The organism is Streptomyces sp. NPDC053427, assembly GCF_044544985.1.
In the GTDB taxonomy this organism is placed as follows: Bacteria; Actinomycetota; Actinomycetes; order Streptomycetales; family Streptomycetaceae; genus Streptomyces.
Genome location: NZ_JBITYA010000005.1, coordinates 413,647 through 428,230, shown reverse-complemented (window position 1 = coordinate 428,230; position 14,584 = coordinate 413,647). Strand labels below are relative to the sequence as shown.

Below are 14,584 nucleotides of genomic sequence, written 5' to 3'. Positions count from 1 at the left end.
GTCCCTGGCGAGCCCGTTTGCGAGCCCCCATGAGGCCCCCTCATGAGGCCCCCTCATGAGCCCATCGATGATCTGCGTTGGACCCATCCTGCCTGATCGGAAAGGGTGATGAGCATCCACTTCATCCCCTTCGAAAGGCGTCGCACCATGCCGTACATCCGCGTCACCGTCTCCGAACCGGACCTGGCCCCCGCCCGCCGGTACGCGCTCGCGGAAGGTCTCACGGACCTGGCCGTCTCCGCGCTCGGAAAGTCCGTTGCCCGCACCACGGTCCATGTGAACACGGTCCCGGGCGACCACTTCTTCGTCGCCGGCCGCCCGGTCCGGGAGGCCACCGGCGCGCATGTGGAGGTGAGCATCACGGCGGGCACCAACAGCGCCGACGAGAAGGCGCGGTTCCTCACCGGAGCCTACGCACTGCTGAGGGAGACGCTGGGCGTGCTGCCTCCGGTCGCCGGGGTCGCGCTCTACGAACTCCACCCCGAGAGCTACGGCTACAACGGTGTCACGCAGCTCGACCACTACCGGGGTGCGTCCGCGGCCCGTTGAGGCCGTCGGGTGGCCGGACGGGATCAGTCGGCCGCAGAATCCACCGGGCGTCGGCGGCGGATCAGACAGCCCCCGACGCCCAGGCACCCGGCAACCGCCAGCATGGCGGCACCGGCGACGGTGGCCGGTCCGGGCGGGGCGTCGAGATCCAGCTCGCTCTCGTACGCGACCCGTAGCGCCACACCCTGCGTCCGGGGCAGTTGCGCCGGCGGGGCGTACGGGGACGGCGTCATGTCCCGCAGGAGCAGCGTCACTCCGGCGCCGGTGAGCACCAAGGCGGTGCAGGCCACGGCCAGTGCGGCGCGCCACGGGTGTCGTAAGCGGATCACCATGGGCCGACCCTACCCTCGCGCGGCCGTCGGAGGCGCCGTCACCCGCTCATTACCGATGCTTCACGTCTCCGCTACAACCTTCACGTTCTCCTGGAGGTCTCCTGTTCGCCAACTACCGCCCGGACAAAGGCGGAACGCCCGTCCGCACGCGGTATTCCGGCACATCATTCGGCTGTGGATGCCCGGCATCCCACAGGCAGCAGGAGAACCCGCATGCCCAAGCACCTCCGTACGACCCTGGCCACCACCGCAGCCGCAGCCATGGCGGCCGGGCTGCTGACGGCCGCCACCGGAACCGCCTCGGCCGCGGACCGCGCCGCGTCGGCCGCCAACGGCCGTCAGGGAGACTTCAACGGCGACGGCTACCGTGACATCGCGGTCGCCGCGCCCGTCGCCACCGTCGACGGCAAGAAGGGCGCCGGCGCCGTCACCGTCCTCTACGGCTCGCCGCACGGCGTGGACGCCTCCCGGCGGACCACGCTGAGCCAGAACTCCCCGGGGGTCCCGGGCGCGGCCGAGGCCGGTGACCTCTTCGGCGCCGCCCTCGCAGTCGGCGACTTCGACTCCGACGGCTTCGCCGATCTCGCCGTGTCGGCCCCGAACGAAGACGTCTCCGGGGACGTCGATGGCGGCACGGTGCAGATCCTGTGGGGCGCGGCAGGGGGCCTCTCCGGCAAGGGCAGCGCCACGCTCACCGACCCGGCACCGTCGAAGCACGACCTTCTCGGCGCGGCGCTGGCCGCGGGCGACTTCGACCGCGACGGCACAACGGACCTGGCCGTCGGCGCTGCCTCCTCGACGCTGCACGTCTTCAAGAAAGGCTTCAGCCGGTCCGGCACACCAGGGGCACGTACGGCCATCGGCCTGCCCCTCTACCAGGACGCCACCAATGGCATCGTCCAGCTGACGTCGGGCGAGGTCACCGACCAGGGCTACGCCGACCTCGTCGTCAGCGCCTACGACAAGAAAGCCCCCCACGCCAGCGTCAATTACTACCTGCCCGGCACGGAGTCCGGCCTGTCGGGCGCCCGCGCCAAGCGGCTGCCCGGCGGCTACATCACGGCCATCGGCGACGTCAACGGCGACGGTTTCGGCGATCTGGTCACCGGTATGCACTTCGACGACCGGGTCCCGGGCGCCACCAAGGGTGGCAAGGTCAACGTCATCCACGGCTCGGCGAGCGGGCCGCGGGTGGACCTCGTCGACACCATCACCCAGGAGTCCGGTGCGGTGCCGGGCGGTTCCGAGAAGGGGGACAAGTTCGGGTACGAGGTCTCCCTCGGCGACATCAACGGCGACGGCCTGCAGGATCTGGCCATCGGCGTCGCCTCCGAGACCATCGATGGCGTGGCGGAGGCCGGTGCGGTGACCGTGCTGCGCGGCTCGCCGTCCGGCATCGACACCACGCACCAGGTCCAGTACTTCCACCAGAACTCTCCGGGCGTCCCCGGCAGCGACGAAAAGCGGGACCTGTTCGGCGGCGAGGTCTTCCTCTCCGACCTCAACGGTGACAAGAAGGCCGATCTGACCGTCGGTGCCAATTTCGAGGACGGGGGCGACGGCGCGATCATCACGCTTCCCTCGGACGGCAGCCGCCTCACCACCACGGGCTCCCGCTTCGTCTCCGCCGCCGCGGCCGGCATCTCGACCGCGGGCGCACCGCAGTTCGGCAGCATCGTCGCCGGCTGACTTCCGGCCAGGGAGTGCGGGGCGGGTGCCGCGGCCAGGCGGTGGGCGCGGCACCCGTTCCGGAGGAGCGGCCACCTCGGCACCGTCACCGCCGTCGCCGCTCTGCTCGTCCGGACCCGCTCGTGACGCGCTTTCACGGGATAACTCCGTCCAGGGAGAAGTCCCACTCACCGGAGAACTCCCCTCCACGGGAGAACCCCCATCCGCAGGAAAATTCCCCTATTGACAACCCGGCTTCCCACGTACGGATTCCCGGTTTCGCTGTGATGTTCACCCACCCCCCTGTGCCTTTTCGTCACGGCGTTCACCTGGGCATACTCCTCTCCCCACCACCTCGAACCGTCCAGGGGCGAGGGGCTGTTCGAAAGGAACCGATGGGAGAGACGACCTCGGACAAGGTATCCGCGGAGGTGGCGGGCACCTGGATGCTCGGAGGCCTGACGGTCAACCGGATCGGATTCGGTGCCATGCGGCTGACCGGCAGCTCCGCCTTTCACGAAGGCACTCCACGCGCGCGCAGCCAGGGGGTCGAAGTGCTGCGCCGCGCGGTCGAACTCGGCGTCAATCACATCGACACCGCGGCGTTCTACTTCTCCCGGCTGCGCTCCGCCAACGAGCTGATCAACTCGGCGCTGGCGCCGTACCCCGATGACCTGGTCCTCGCCGCCAAGGTCGGTCCCGCCCGGGATGCCTCCGGCGCGTGGACCACCCCGGCGCGGCCCGACCAACTGCGCGGCCAGGTCGAGGAGAACCTGCGCCAGCTCGGCCGCGATCACCTCGACGTCGTCAACCTGCGCATCATGGGCCAGGACTCCATCAGCGAGCACTTCGGGGCCCTCGCCGAGCTGCGCAACACCGGACTCATCCGCCACCTGGGCATCTCCAACGCCCGCCCGGAGCACCTGGTCGAGGCCCAGGCGATCGCACCCGTGGTGTGCGTGCAAAACCGCTACGGCATCGACGCCCGCAGCGGCGAGCAGATGCTCCGCACCTGCGGCGAAAGCGGCATCGCGTTCGTCCCCTACTTCTCCATTGCCGGCGCGGGACGAGAAGCGGGAGCGGTCCATTCCGAGCACGAACGGCTCCTCGCCCTCGCCCGTGCGCATGGCGTATCACCGGCACGCCTACGCCTGGCATGGACCCTGCAACAGGGCAAGCACGTACTGGTCATTCCCGGCACGGGCAATCCGGACCATCTCGTCGACAATATGGCAGCGGGCGGACTGCACCTGACGGCGGAGGAACTCGAGCTTCTCGATTCCCTCGGGCACTCCGCAGACTGATATGCCGGGCGGAATGAAGGGCGGGCGTTCTCGGCGTCCGCACCCCGCACTATGGAATGGCGTATTCGGGAGGTTGAGTTGTCCGCATTCTCGGCGGGAAAGGGTGTGGGGGATTTACGGGGGGGTGAGTCGATCAATGCGGCCAGGGCGGAGGGTGGCCGTGTCGGGGGCGACCGGTCGTGCCGCATCGCCGAACGCGGGGTCGCGCCGGGAGGGTGTCGCGATACCGAGTCCCCGGCAGGCCGACAGCGAGTCGCCGGCAAGTCGGTGCAGGGAGTGCGCAATTGACCCGTTCCGGAGCAGCTGGGGCCAAACGGAACATGGCGCGTAGTGGCCGGTGGTCACGCTCGTTTTCGCCGTCGGGCAGCGTGAGTTACTTCACAGTAGGCATCGGTCGGCGGGAGGAGCGTGAAGGGCCCCGGGGCGTACGTGAAGAGGGACTTGCGAGGGCTCGGAGAAGCCCGGCGACGGCCATGAGGGCCTTGACCCGGGCCGGTGCGGGGCACTGGAGCGCGTGAATAGGTATGTTGGCGAGTGAGAGCGTAATTGCGGGGTAGGAGTGCGGCCCTCGTTCTCGTGCCAATGCTCTTGTCGTAGGGTGGTGAAGGCGAGGAGGGACAAGATCTTTCCTATTCTCCTTCGTGGGTAACTGGTTACACTCACGCTCCATGCGAACCGCTACCCCCCACAGCAGTCGCCCCGGTAAGCAACGGAATCGTCCCGTATTTGTCGACGCCTCAGGTCGGCGTCGACGCTTCATGGGCCACGCAGCGTTGACCGTAGGGTGCATATGCACCGGATATCTCGTGCTCCTCGTCGTCGTGTTCGGCGGCCTCCTGCAGCAGGCCGGAAAGCCGGCGCCGAGAAAGGCCGATCCGCTCCCGGAGCACTCCGCACGCCATGAGCCCGGTGCCTCCAACGGCGCCCGCCCGCCCGCGCGCTCCGGTGTCCCCGGGCCGGCCGTGCCCCTTGACCACCACGCGTCCCGGGCCCACGCCGAGACCGCTCCTGCCCCGTGAGAAGCGCCGGACCGGTGAGCTCCCCCTGCTGGGTGTGAAGCCTCCCCGGTCCCGCCCGAGGCGCGTCCGTCCGCGCTTGCCGCCATGGCGCGCCGGCGCGGGCGCCCGCCTCGCCGCGAGGCATGTCTCCTCGACAGAAAGGGCCCATTGTGGCGTTGTCAGGACAGGGGCGGCACGCGCTCAGCCGCCCCCCACGTTGGCACTGGTTGCTCCTGCTGCTGATCCTCCCCATAGTCGCCATGTCACTGCTCTTCGAAGGGTGGACCACCCACGAGGTCGACGGAGCCCGGACCAGGCGTGCGTGTACGAGTCCCATACCGAAGTCCGCGGACAACGGAGACCCCGTCCTGCGCGTCAGCGGCAACACCGCCGAGACCGCACGGATGCCGCTCCGGACCGCCGCGCTCACCTTCGACGGGGGACCGGACCCGGTCTGGACGCCGCGGCTGCTCGACCTGCTGCACGACCACCGTGCGCACGCGACCTTCTTCCTCTACGGAAACCAGGCGGCCCGCCATCCGGACCTGGTGCGTCGGATCCGCGACGAGGGCCACGAGATCGGCTCCTACACCTACACCGGCGGCGACCTGGGCAGCGCCTCGCCCGTCCGCTCCCGGCTGGAGCTCGCCCTCACGCAGACCGCCCTGGCGGGATCCGCGGACATCAACACCCGGTTGCTGCGGCTGCCGCACACCACCACCGCCGACACGATGTGCGGTGCCGAATGGTCCGCCGCACGGCGCGCCTCCGACCAGGGGTATCTCCTCGTCGCCGCCACCCACCATTCCCGTAAGCCCCCACAGGGAGTGGTACGGCAGTTCAGCAACACCGCTCTGGGATACCAGGAGGCGAACAAGCTGCTGTCCGATCCCGACGTGGCACGGTTCACCACCGTCACGGGCGGGCTCGGCCGGTCCTCGCTGACCACGCAGGCTTCCTTGCCCGAGCGTGCGCAGGGCGAGGCGCTGATGTGGACGCAGTCCATCGGGCACCGCTTCGCGCGCTCGATGACGTGGGCGCTGGGGATCGCGGGCGGGCTGGGCGTACTCCGGCTGGTGTTGCTCGCCGTCCTCGCCCGCGTCCATGTGCGCCGACGGCACAGACACCGGTCCGGCGCGGCCCTGTTGCGCAAGGTGACCGATCCGGTGACGGTGCTGGTTCCCGCGCACAACGAAGAGGCGGGCATCGAGGCCACGGTGCGCTCACTCCTCGCTTCCACGCACCGGGAGCTGCAGATCATCGTCATCGACGACGGGTCCACGGACCGGACCGCGGAGATCGCCCGCGGCATCGACGACGTGCGGGTGACCGTGGTGCAACAGCCCAACTCCGGTAAACCCGGCGCGCTCAGCACGGGCCTGAGCTACGCGCGTTGCGAGATCATCGTCATGATCGACGCGGATACGGTCTTCGAGCCGGACGCCCTCCACCGGCTCATCCAGCCACTCGCCGACCCGACCATCGGAGCGGTCAGCGGCAACACCAAGGTGGGCAACAGGCGCCGTCTGCTGGGCCGATGGCAACACCTCGAGTACGTCCTCGGGTTCAACCTGGACCGCCGCATGTTCGAGGTGCTCGAGTGCATGCCGACGGTTCCCGGTGCCATCGGCGCCTTCCGCCGGGACGCGCTGACGGCCATCGGCGGGATCAGCGACGACACCCTCGCCGAGGACACCGATCTCACCATGGCGCTGTGGCGGGTGGGCCGACGAGTGGTCTACGAGGAGACCGCCATCGCCTGGACCGAAGTGCCGGAAACTTTCAGCCAGTTGTGGCGACAGCGCTACCGCTGGTGCTACGGAACCCTCCAGTCGATGTGGAAGCACCGCCACGCCGTGGTGGAAGTCGGGCCGGCCGGGCGCTTCGGCCGCCGCGGGCTCACCTATCTCGCCCTGTTCCAGATCGTCCTGCCGCTGTTCGCGCCGGTCGTCGATGTCTTCGCCCTGTACGGGGTGTGCTTCGGGGACACGGCGCAGGCCGTCGGGGTGTGGCTGGGCTTCCTCGTCGTCCAGTTGGTCACCGCGGGGTACGCGCTGCGGCTGGACCACGAAAAGCTCCGTGCGCTGTGGGCACTGCCGCTCCAGCTGTTCTTCTACCGGCAGCTGCTGTATCTCGTGGTCATCCAGTCCGTGGTGACCGCCTTGCTCGGCACCCGGCTGAAGTGGCACCGCATGCAGCGCTCCGGCAGCGCCACCCAGTATCTGCTCAAGGAGCCCGTCCCGTACTCGACCACCCTGACCCCGAAGTGACCGACCGAATGACCGACCCAGTGACCCACCAAGTGACCGGGGAGAGTGAGGACATGAGCGACCCGCTGGGCCGGTGGGCCTCCAGCGATACGAGCGACACCACCGCCGCGGGACGGGGCGGGCCCGCCGGGTACGGGGCGGGTGGCCGGGCGGATCACCTCGCGGGGGAGGGCCGGCAGCGCGGCAGTGCTTCCGGCCACGCCCCGCGGCGCCGGCACCGCTCCCGGCGACGGCGGCCACTGCGGCGCTTGGCCCTGGCCCTGCTCGTCACACTTCTGGCCATACCGGCCGGGACCTTGGCCTGGGCCGAGAGCAAGCTCAACAGCGACGTCGATCTCGGCGCGCCGGAGCAGCGGCACCGGACCGGCAAGGGAACCAACTATCTCCTCGTCGGATCCGACAGCCGCGAAGGCCTCACCGACCGGGAGAAGCGGGATCTGCACACCGGAGCGGCCGGCGGCCGACGCACGGACTCGATGATCGTGCTGCACACCGGCTCGGGCGGTACCACGATGGTGAGCCTGCCCCGTGACTCGTGGTTGACGATCCCGGGCTACACCAGCCCGATGACCGGCAAGCGTCACCCCCCGGCGAAGAACAAACTGAACGCGGCGTTCGCGCTCGGCGGCCCCAAGATGCTCGTGCGGACCATCGAGCACAACACCGGCCTGACGATCGACCACTATGTGGAGGTGGGCTTCGCGGGCTTCGTGAATCTCGTCAACGCGGTCGACGGGGTCCCGATGTGCCTCGACCGGGACCTGAAGGACAAGAAATCGGGCGCCGATCTGAAGAAGGGCTGTCAGACCCTCGACGGTGCCGCCGCGCTCGCCTTCGTCCGCCAGCGCCACCAGGAGGCCCAGGGCGACCTGGGCCGCACCCGGAATCAGCAGAAGTTCCTGTCGGCGCTCGCCCACCGGGCCGGGGCGCCGGGCACCGTGCTCAACCCGTTCGCGGTCTACGCCGCCCTGAACGCCGGGCTGGATACGCTCGTTGTCGACCGGGACACCGGTCTGCTGGATCTCACCTCGATGTTCCGGGCGATCAGCAGCGTCACGGGCGGGCGCGGCAAACAGATCAACGCTCCGGTATCCGCCGTCGGCATCCCCACCTCCAAGGGCAGCGCCGTGCTCTGGGACGAGGCGCGGGCGCGGCGGCTGTTCGGCGAGCTCAACGACGACCGGCCGGTGGACGTCAAGGGCGGACGGCGCTGACGCGCGACGCGGCAGGGCGTGGAACGGCGGGGACGAGCGCCGCGCCACGCCCTGCGGCGATCAGGCCGCCGGGCGCAGCTGCTGTCGCAGCGCGAGGGCGTTGAGCCGGATCGAGTAGTGCGCGACGTCTTCGAGGGTCAGCAGGCGGGCCTTCGCCGCGTCCAGCGCGACGCTGATATTGGTGCAGAAGGCGATGGCGTAGACGGAGTCCTCGGTCTCCTCGTCCTGGAGCGCGAAGAGCAGGTTGTAGTAGTAGCTCGTGCTGTCGGCGGCGTCTCCGTGGAACGAGAGGTGCGTGCCCTCCTGTTCGCCGAGGCCGATGAAGGCGCCGGTGAGCGCGGCCTCGGTCTTCTCCCAGAAGACGGGGTTGCCGAAGGGATGCGTCAGCGCCTGGCGGACCGCCTCTCGGAGCGAGAGCACCATGACGCCGGTGGGAGCGGTCTCCTGGAGTCCCCAGCCGCGGACGATCTTGACCGTCGAGCTGTCGGGGACGGCGCTCGCCGCGCGGCTGATCTCACCGAAGTCGAAGTCCACGGTCGCCGGAGCGATCGCGTGCTGGAACGCGTCGGCTATGCCCTGCGTCTGCTCCAGGGCGGTGGGGCCCACCTCGAAGACGGTCTTGAAGGTCGTCTTCTCGGCGGCGGGCTGGTCGGCCATGACTGCTCCTCATCTGCGGAATGATCGCGTCGCGCCGAGGGGCAAGTATGCCGCCGCACTCGCCCGGCCGGTGCGCCGGGCCCGGCAACGTCACCGACCGGTCCCATGCCGGGCCGGACGTGGCGCGGAAGGAGTCCTCCCGCATCCGTCCCGAACGCGTCCGGAACGCGTGCCGGGGACGGCGTATGACACGCCGCCGACGGCCCAATCATCGGGTCGGGCCGTTCGGCTCGGTCAGGCTGGCCCTCGGTCACAGTCGTGCCATCCGGTCCCGGGGCGGACGCCCGTCCGGTGGGACAAGGTGTCGCGGAATACGGTGGTGAAGGCGTTGGCGTGTCCTGTTCCTGCGACGCTGGGGATGCCGCCGGGCGTGCGCCCGGGCCGGCGGGCACCACGACCTCGGGGCACGTCGTGACCCGCCCGGGCCATGGCCACTTGGCCGGAAGGCGCATCGCGCTTGCGGCCAACAACGGCTTCGAGGTGCTCCGTCCGCCCGCGTGGATGCGCTGGCTGCCGCTGGCCTACGTCGCGTTCGTCCTGGTGCTCGAACCGGTGACTCCTGCACCCTGGCCGGTGAGTTCCCTGCTCGTCGCCCTGCCGGTGACCGCCGCCTACACGCTCGGTCCCGTGAGCGTCGCCGCCATCACGGTCTTCGCCGTCGTCTTCGAGGGCGTTCTCGCGGGCACCGCATGCTGCACCGGCCGCAACATCCACCAGCTCTGGGTGAGTCACCATGTCGCCGCGTACATCGCCACCGCCCTGGTCGGCATTCTCGGTGTGGCGCTGGCTGCCCACCGGCAACGCCAGGAGCAGCACCTGGTGCGGGCCAACTCGGTGGCCGAAGCCCTGATGCGCACCCTGCTGAGGCCGGTGCCCCACCAGGTGGGCCATGTGCTCGCGGCCGGTCTCTACCGGTCCGGTGAGGTCGGCACCATGGTCGGCGGCGACCTCTACGACATCCGCGCCACCGAGAACGGCGAGCGCGCCATCATCGGCGATGTCCGCGGCAAGGGCCTGAAGGCCGTACGGACCGTCGCCGACCTCCTCGGCACCTTCCGCGAGGCCGCCTACGACCAGGGGGACCTCCAGTCCGTCGCCCTGCGCATGGAACGCAGCATGGCCCGGGCGGCCGAGGAGATCCGCGACGACGAGCTGTTCGTCACCGCCGCCCTGATCGAGTACGACGCCCCGGCCCAGCGGCTGACGATCGTCAACCACGGGCACATCGAACCGGTCCTGATCTCCCATGGCGAGGTGACCGCCCTGATCGGACCCCCCGCCCTGCCGCTCGGCCTGGGCGGATTGGCCGAGGATCGGCCCGTCGCCTATTCCCATGCCTTCGCCCCCGGTGACGTCCTGCTGCTCTGCACCGACGGCCTGATCGAGGCCCGGGACGACACCGGCGCCTTCTACCCGCTCCTCGACCGGCTCGGCCACCGCTTCGCCGGCAAGCCGGCACCGGGCCCGGCCGATGTCATCGACTTCCTCAACACCGATCTGCCGCGCCACGCGCGCGCTTTTCACGACGACGTGGCCATCCTCGCCATCGCCCCCGGCGGAACCCTCCGAACCGCCTCTCTCTAAGGCGCTATGACGGGGCGGGGCCGTCGGGTCCCGGAGCCGCCGCGTTCAGAAGGGCCTGTTCCGCCCAGATGATCTTGCCTTCGGGTGTGTAGCGGGTGCCCCAGCGCTGCGCGAGCTGGGAGACGAGGAAGAGACCGCGGCCGCCTTCGTCCTCCACTGCGGCATACCGGAGGTACGGGGAGGTGCTACTGGTGTCGGAGACCTCGCAGATCAGGCTGCGGTCGTGGAGCAGGCGTACGCGGATCGGGCCGGTGGCGTAGAGGATGGCGTTGGTGATGAGCTCGCTGAGAATGAGCTCGGTGGTGAAGACCGACTCCTCCAGGCCCCACTGCATGAGCTGCCGGGTGACGTCCGCGCGCGCCTCGCCCACTGCCGCGGGGTCGGAGGGGACTTCCCAGGCGGCGATGCGCTCGGGATCCAGAAGGTGGGTGCGCGCGACGAGTAGGGCGATGTCGTCGCGCTGACGGTCGGGGAGCAGGGCCCCGAGGACGGCCTCGCAGGTCTCGTCGGGCGTCCGGCCGGGGTGTGCCAGCGCCGTCGTGAGGTTCCGCATCCCGGCCTCGATGTCATGGTTGCGGTCCTCGACGAGGCCGTCCGTGTACAGGACGAGGCTGCTGCCCGCGGGCAGGTGCAGATTCATCGCCTCGAAGGGCAGACCGCCGACGCCGAGTGGCGGGCCCGCGGGGAGGTCGAGCATCTCCACGGTGCCGTCGAGATGGACGAGCGCCGGCGGGAGGTGGCCGGCGCGGGCCAGGCTGCAGCGGCCGGTGGAGGGGTCGTAGATCGCGTACAGGCAGGTGGCGCCCGCGATCGTGGCTTCGTCGTTCGCCGCCGTCACCTCCTGGTCGATGCGGTTGACCAACTCGTCGAGGAAGCTGAGCAGCTCATCGGGCGGCAGATCGAGGGTGGAGAAGTTCTGCACCGCGGTCCGCAGCCGGCCCATGGTGGCGGCGGCATGCAGACCGTGGCCGACCACATCACCGACGACCAGGGCGACGCGGGCGCCCGGCAGCGGGATGACGTCGAACCAGTCGCCGCCCACCCCGGTCTGCGCGGGCAGATAGCGGTGCGCGATGTCGAGGGCGCTCTGCTCGGGCAGGCCCCGGGGGAGCAGGCTGTGCTGAAGGGTGACGGCCACGGCGTGCTCGCGCGTGAAGCGGCGGGCATTGTCGATGCAGACGGCGGCTCGGGCAGCCATCTCCTCGGCCAGGGTCAGATCGCCCTCCTCGAAGGGGGCGGTGTCCCGGGAACGCCAGAAGTTGGCGACCCCCAGGAGCACACCGCGTGCCTGGAGCGGCACGGTGATGAGCGACCGGCACCCGTAATCGAGGACGAGCTGGAAGCGTTCGGGGTCCTGCGCGCGCCAGTAGTCGGCGGTCCGCAGGTCGGGTACGAGCACGGACTGTCCGGTGACGAAGCCCGTGGCCATCGGGGTCGGCGCGGCGTACTGGTGCAGCTCGCCCGCCCGGTAGAGGGGATGGTCGTCGCGGAGCCCGGCGAGCGCCACGCGGCGCAGTTCCGGGGCCTCCGCGTACGACCCCGTCTGCGGCTCCTCGCCGCTCAGGACGGGTTCGGCGAGGTCGACGGTGGCATGGTCCGCGAACCAGGTGACGGCGACCTGGGTCAGCTCCTCGGCGGTGCGTGGCACATCGAGGGTGGTACCGATGGCCACGCTCGCCTCGTACAGCAGCCGCAGCCGGCTCTGCGCGGCTTCCGCCTTTCCGGCGAGGGCGAGCAGCTCGGTGGAGTCCCGCAGCGTGGCCACGCTGCCCGGCGGGCCGCCCTGCCTGTCCGTGGGCCTGTTGTTCACCGCCAGCAGCCGGTCCCCGACCGGCAGTACCTCGTCGGTGACCACGCGTCCGGACCCGAGCAGCTCGGTCGTACGGGGGGCGAGCCCGAGGCTGGAGACGAGCTGGCCTTCCGCGTCGGGGCCCAGCCCGAGCAGGCGGTGCGCCTCGTCGTTCGCCAGCACGACGCGCCCGTCCGCGTCGACGATGAGCACGCCCTCGCGTACGGCGTGCAGCACCGCATCGTGGTGTTCGTACATGCGGGTCATCTCCGCCGGACCGAGCCCGTGGGTCTGGCGTCGCAGCCGCCGGGTGGCCAGCCAGGTGCCGGCCGTGGTCAGGGCGAGCGCGGCGGCCCCGGCGCCGAGTACGACCGGCAGCTGCCGGTCGACGGCGCTGCTGACGCGTCTGACCTTCAGGCCGGACGACACCAGGCCCACGACCTTGCCGTGCGCGTCCGTCACCGGGACGACGGCCTGGACCTCGTGGCCGAGGGGGCCGTTGACGCCCTCCAGAGTGACCCGGCCGTCCAGCGAAGGCTTGATGGTGCCGACGAAATGCTTCCCGATCTCCCCCGGCTTGGGGTGCGTATAGCGGATGCCTTTCCGGTTCATGACGACGATGAAGTCGACGCCGCCGCGTTTGCGAGCGGCCTCCGTCAGCGGCTGGAGCACCGCGCTCGGGTCGCGGCCGCGCAGCGTTTCCACGAGCCCCGGGCTGTGGGCGAAGGCCTCGGCCGCCGCGAGCGAGCGATCGCGTGCCCCCTGGAATCTGTCGCTCCGCGACTGGAGCACCAACGTGGTCACCGCGGCCACGATGAGCAGCAGCACGATCAGCACTTGCAGAAGGAACATCTGGCCGGCCACGCTGCGGCCGCTCGTCAGCGAGAGCAGGCGCCGCGCAGCCGGCTTCGGCGCGCCTTTACGCAGCTCACCCCGGCCGTCGCCGTCCGGGCGCCGACGGGTGAACCAGCGCCCCGAAGGCAGCCAGGGGAAGCGGCCGGAAAATCGGGCCATGTTCCTTTTGTACCTCGCGCGCCTTTGCGACCCGTACGCACCACGCCGAAATCGCATGAATGTACGACAATATCCGGCCTCGGGTGGCCCCTTGCATCCATCCCGTCAGGCGCCCACGCCTCCGTCTCCCTGAGGTCGCCATCGCGGCCATCGGTGGCTTCGGGGCGGTTCCGGAGGCGCCACGCCTGGGAAATGAAGGGCGCCGGACCGCGTGGACGCTACTTTCTGTAGTCGATACGCGCCGATGCGTGATCGCCGCCGTCGGCGCCGTCCGCCGGTCGGCCCCGTCGCCCCGAGGAGCCAACCCCCTTGACCGCCTTCACGATCGACCACCAGGCCACCGGCTACAGCCTCGGCCACGCCCTGTGCATGGCCCATGCGGCCGACCTCGCCTACAAGGACGAGAACGCCATCGAGAGCAAGGCCCGCGAGTGGGGCTTCGACCGGGTGCGCCACCACCACACCCGGTTCCGGCCGCCCTTCCCGCTGGAGGACACCCAGGCGTACACCCTTGCCGGGGACCGCATGATCATCACCGGCTTCCGGGGGACGGAACCGGCGCAAATGCGCGACTGGCTGTCCGACGCCAGCACTCCGCCCTGGCCCGGCCCCGGCGGCAAGGGATTCATGCATTACGGCTTCGGCGAGGCGCTGGACTCCATCTGGCCGCAGGTCCACGAGGCCGTCGCCGAGTTCCACGACAACGGCCAGACCATCTGGTTCACCGGGCACAGCCTCGGCGGCGCGCTGGCCATGCTCGCCGGCGCCCGCCTGCACTTCGAGGAGCCGCATCTGACGGCCGACGGCATCTACACCTTCGGCCAGCCGCGCACCTGCGATCGGCGGCTGGCCCAGGAGTTCAACGCGGCCTTCGCCGACCGGATGTACCGCTTCGTGAACAACAACGACGTCGTGCCCCAGCTCCCGCCGGAGCCGGTCTTCCATCATGTCGACGCCCTGCGGTACATCGACTCCAAGGGCAAGCTGCACGAGGCCATGCCGGTGATCGGCGGCCTCCTCGACCGCGCCAAGGGCCGCACCGCCGACGTGTTCGCGCCCGCCTCGGACGGCGTCCGCGACCATTTCATCAACAACTACGTCGACGCGCTGGAGAAGAACCAGCGCTGAACTCGCGGCGGCGACGCGCCGGCGGCCGGGGACGCGGGCCGCTCGCGGCCGTTCCCCGGTAGCGGCGCCGCCCGCCG

10 protein-coding genes are annotated in these 14,584 nt (G+C 70.3%); 7 read left to right on the top strand and 3 right to left on the bottom strand.

From position 1 onward, the window contains the following. Nucleotides 1–108 precede the first annotated feature (108 nt). A complete protein-coding gene (locus tag ACIGWZ_RS16600) occupies nt 109–549 on the top strand; it encodes a 4-oxalocrotonate tautomerase family protein (RefSeq protein ID WP_400065086.1) in 441 nt (146 codons plus the stop codon). A 23-nt stretch (nt 550–572) separates the two neighbouring features. On the opposite strand, the gene ACIGWZ_RS16595 is transcribed toward ACIGWZ_RS16600, so the two are convergent. Further along, nucleotides 573–881, bottom strand: a complete 309-nt coding sequence (locus ACIGWZ_RS16595) for a hypothetical protein (RefSeq protein WP_400065084.1) — start codon at nt 879–881, stop codon at nt 573–575. A 213-nt stretch (nt 882–1,094) separates the two neighbouring features. On the opposite strand from ACIGWZ_RS16595, the gene ACIGWZ_RS16590 reads away from it, so the two are divergent. From ACIGWZ_RS16590 to ACIGWZ_RS16575, 4 genes are all read left to right on the top strand, one after another. Next, complete coding sequence (locus ACIGWZ_RS16590; protein WP_400065082.1) at nt 1,095–2,570, top strand: FG-GAP repeat protein; 1,476 nt, start codon at nt 1,095–1,097, stop codon at nt 2,568–2,570. Nucleotides 2,571–2,944: 374 nt separating this feature from the next. After that, nucleotides 2,945–3,853: an aldo/keto reductase gene (locus ACIGWZ_RS16585; RefSeq protein WP_400065080.1), complete on the top strand. Its 909-nt coding sequence runs from the start codon at nt 2,945–2,947 to the stop codon at nt 3,851–3,853. Nucleotides 3,854–4,994: 1,141 nt separating this feature from the next. Then, nucleotides 4,995–7,121 (top strand): bifunctional polysaccharide deacetylase/glycosyltransferase family 2 protein, encoded by a 2,127-nt coding sequence (locus ACIGWZ_RS16580; protein WP_400065078.1) that lies wholly within the window; start codon nt 4,995–4,997, stop codon nt 7,119–7,121. Nucleotides 7,122–7,174: 53 nt separating this feature from the next. Then, nucleotides 7,175–8,335 (top strand): LCP family protein, encoded by a 1,161-nt coding sequence (locus ACIGWZ_RS16575; RefSeq protein WP_400065077.1) that lies wholly within the window; start codon nt 7,175–7,177, stop codon nt 8,333–8,335. A 60-nt stretch (nt 8,336–8,395) separates the two neighbouring features. On the opposite strand, the gene ACIGWZ_RS16570 is transcribed toward ACIGWZ_RS16575, so the two are convergent. Beyond that, nucleotides 8,396–8,992, bottom strand: coding sequence for a Type-2Aa cytolytic delta-endotoxin (locus ACIGWZ_RS16570; RefSeq protein ID WP_400065075.1), 597 nt, complete (start codon nt 8,990–8,992; stop codon nt 8,396–8,398). Between the two features lie 435 nt (nt 8,993–9,427). Here ACIGWZ_RS16570 and ACIGWZ_RS16565 point away from each other — a divergent pair, with 435 nt between their 5' ends. Beyond that, nucleotides 9,428–10,576, top strand: coding sequence for a PP2C family protein-serine/threonine phosphatase (locus ACIGWZ_RS16565; RefSeq protein WP_400065073.1), 1,149 nt, complete (start codon nt 9,428–9,430; stop codon nt 10,574–10,576). Nucleotides 10,577–10,580: 4 nt separating this feature from the next. Here ACIGWZ_RS16565 and ACIGWZ_RS16560 read toward each other — a convergent pair whose 3' ends face one another. Next, the gene (locus ACIGWZ_RS16560; RefSeq protein ID WP_400065071.1) at nt 10,581–13,379 is read right to left on the bottom strand and encodes a SpoIIE family protein phosphatase; all 2,799 of its coding nucleotides are present in this window, start codon (nt 13,377–13,379) and stop codon (nt 10,581–10,583) included. A 369-nt stretch (nt 13,380–13,748) separates the two neighbouring features. On the opposite strand from ACIGWZ_RS16560, the gene ACIGWZ_RS16555 reads away from it, so the two are divergent. Further along, nucleotides 13,749–14,507: a lipase family protein gene (locus ACIGWZ_RS16555; RefSeq protein WP_400065411.1), complete on the top strand. Its 759-nt coding sequence runs from the start codon at nt 13,749–13,751 to the stop codon at nt 14,505–14,507. The last annotated feature ends 77 nt before the right edge of the window (nt 14,508–14,584 follow it).

Bases quoted from the DNA above. Each gene is read 5' to 3' on its own strand.
- ACIGWZ_RS16585 (WP_400065080.1), top strand. From the start codon at position 2,945: ATGGGAGAGACGACCTCGGACAAGGTATCCGCGGAGGTGGCGGGCACC.
- ACIGWZ_RS16560 (WP_400065071.1), bottom strand. From the start codon at position 13,379: ATGGCCCGATTTTCCGGCCGCTTCCCCTGGCTGCCTTCGGGGCGCTGG.
- ACIGWZ_RS16575 (WP_400065077.1), top strand. From the start codon at position 7,175: ATGAGCGACCCGCTGGGCCGGTGGGCCTCCAGCGATACGAGCGACACC.
- ACIGWZ_RS16590 (WP_400065082.1), top strand. From the start codon at position 1,095: ATGCCCAAGCACCTCCGTACGACCCTGGCCACCACCGCAGCCGCAGCC.
- ACIGWZ_RS16555 (WP_400065411.1), top strand. From the start codon at position 13,749: ATGGCCCATGCGGCCGACCTCGCCTACAAGGACGAGAACGCCATCGAG.
- ACIGWZ_RS16595 (WP_400065084.1), bottom strand. From the start codon at position 881: ATGGTGATCCGCTTACGACACCCGTGGCGCGCCGCACTGGCCGTGGCC.
- ACIGWZ_RS16570 (WP_400065075.1), bottom strand. From the start codon at position 8,992: ATGGCCGACCAGCCCGCCGCCGAGAAGACGACCTTCAAGACCGTCTTC.
- ACIGWZ_RS16600 (WP_400065086.1), top strand. From the start codon at position 109: ATGAGCATCCACTTCATCCCCTTCGAAAGGCGTCGCACCATGCCGTAC.
- ACIGWZ_RS16580 (WP_400065078.1), top strand. From the start codon at position 4,995: ATGTCTCCTCGACAGAAAGGGCCCATTGTGGCGTTGTCAGGACAGGGG.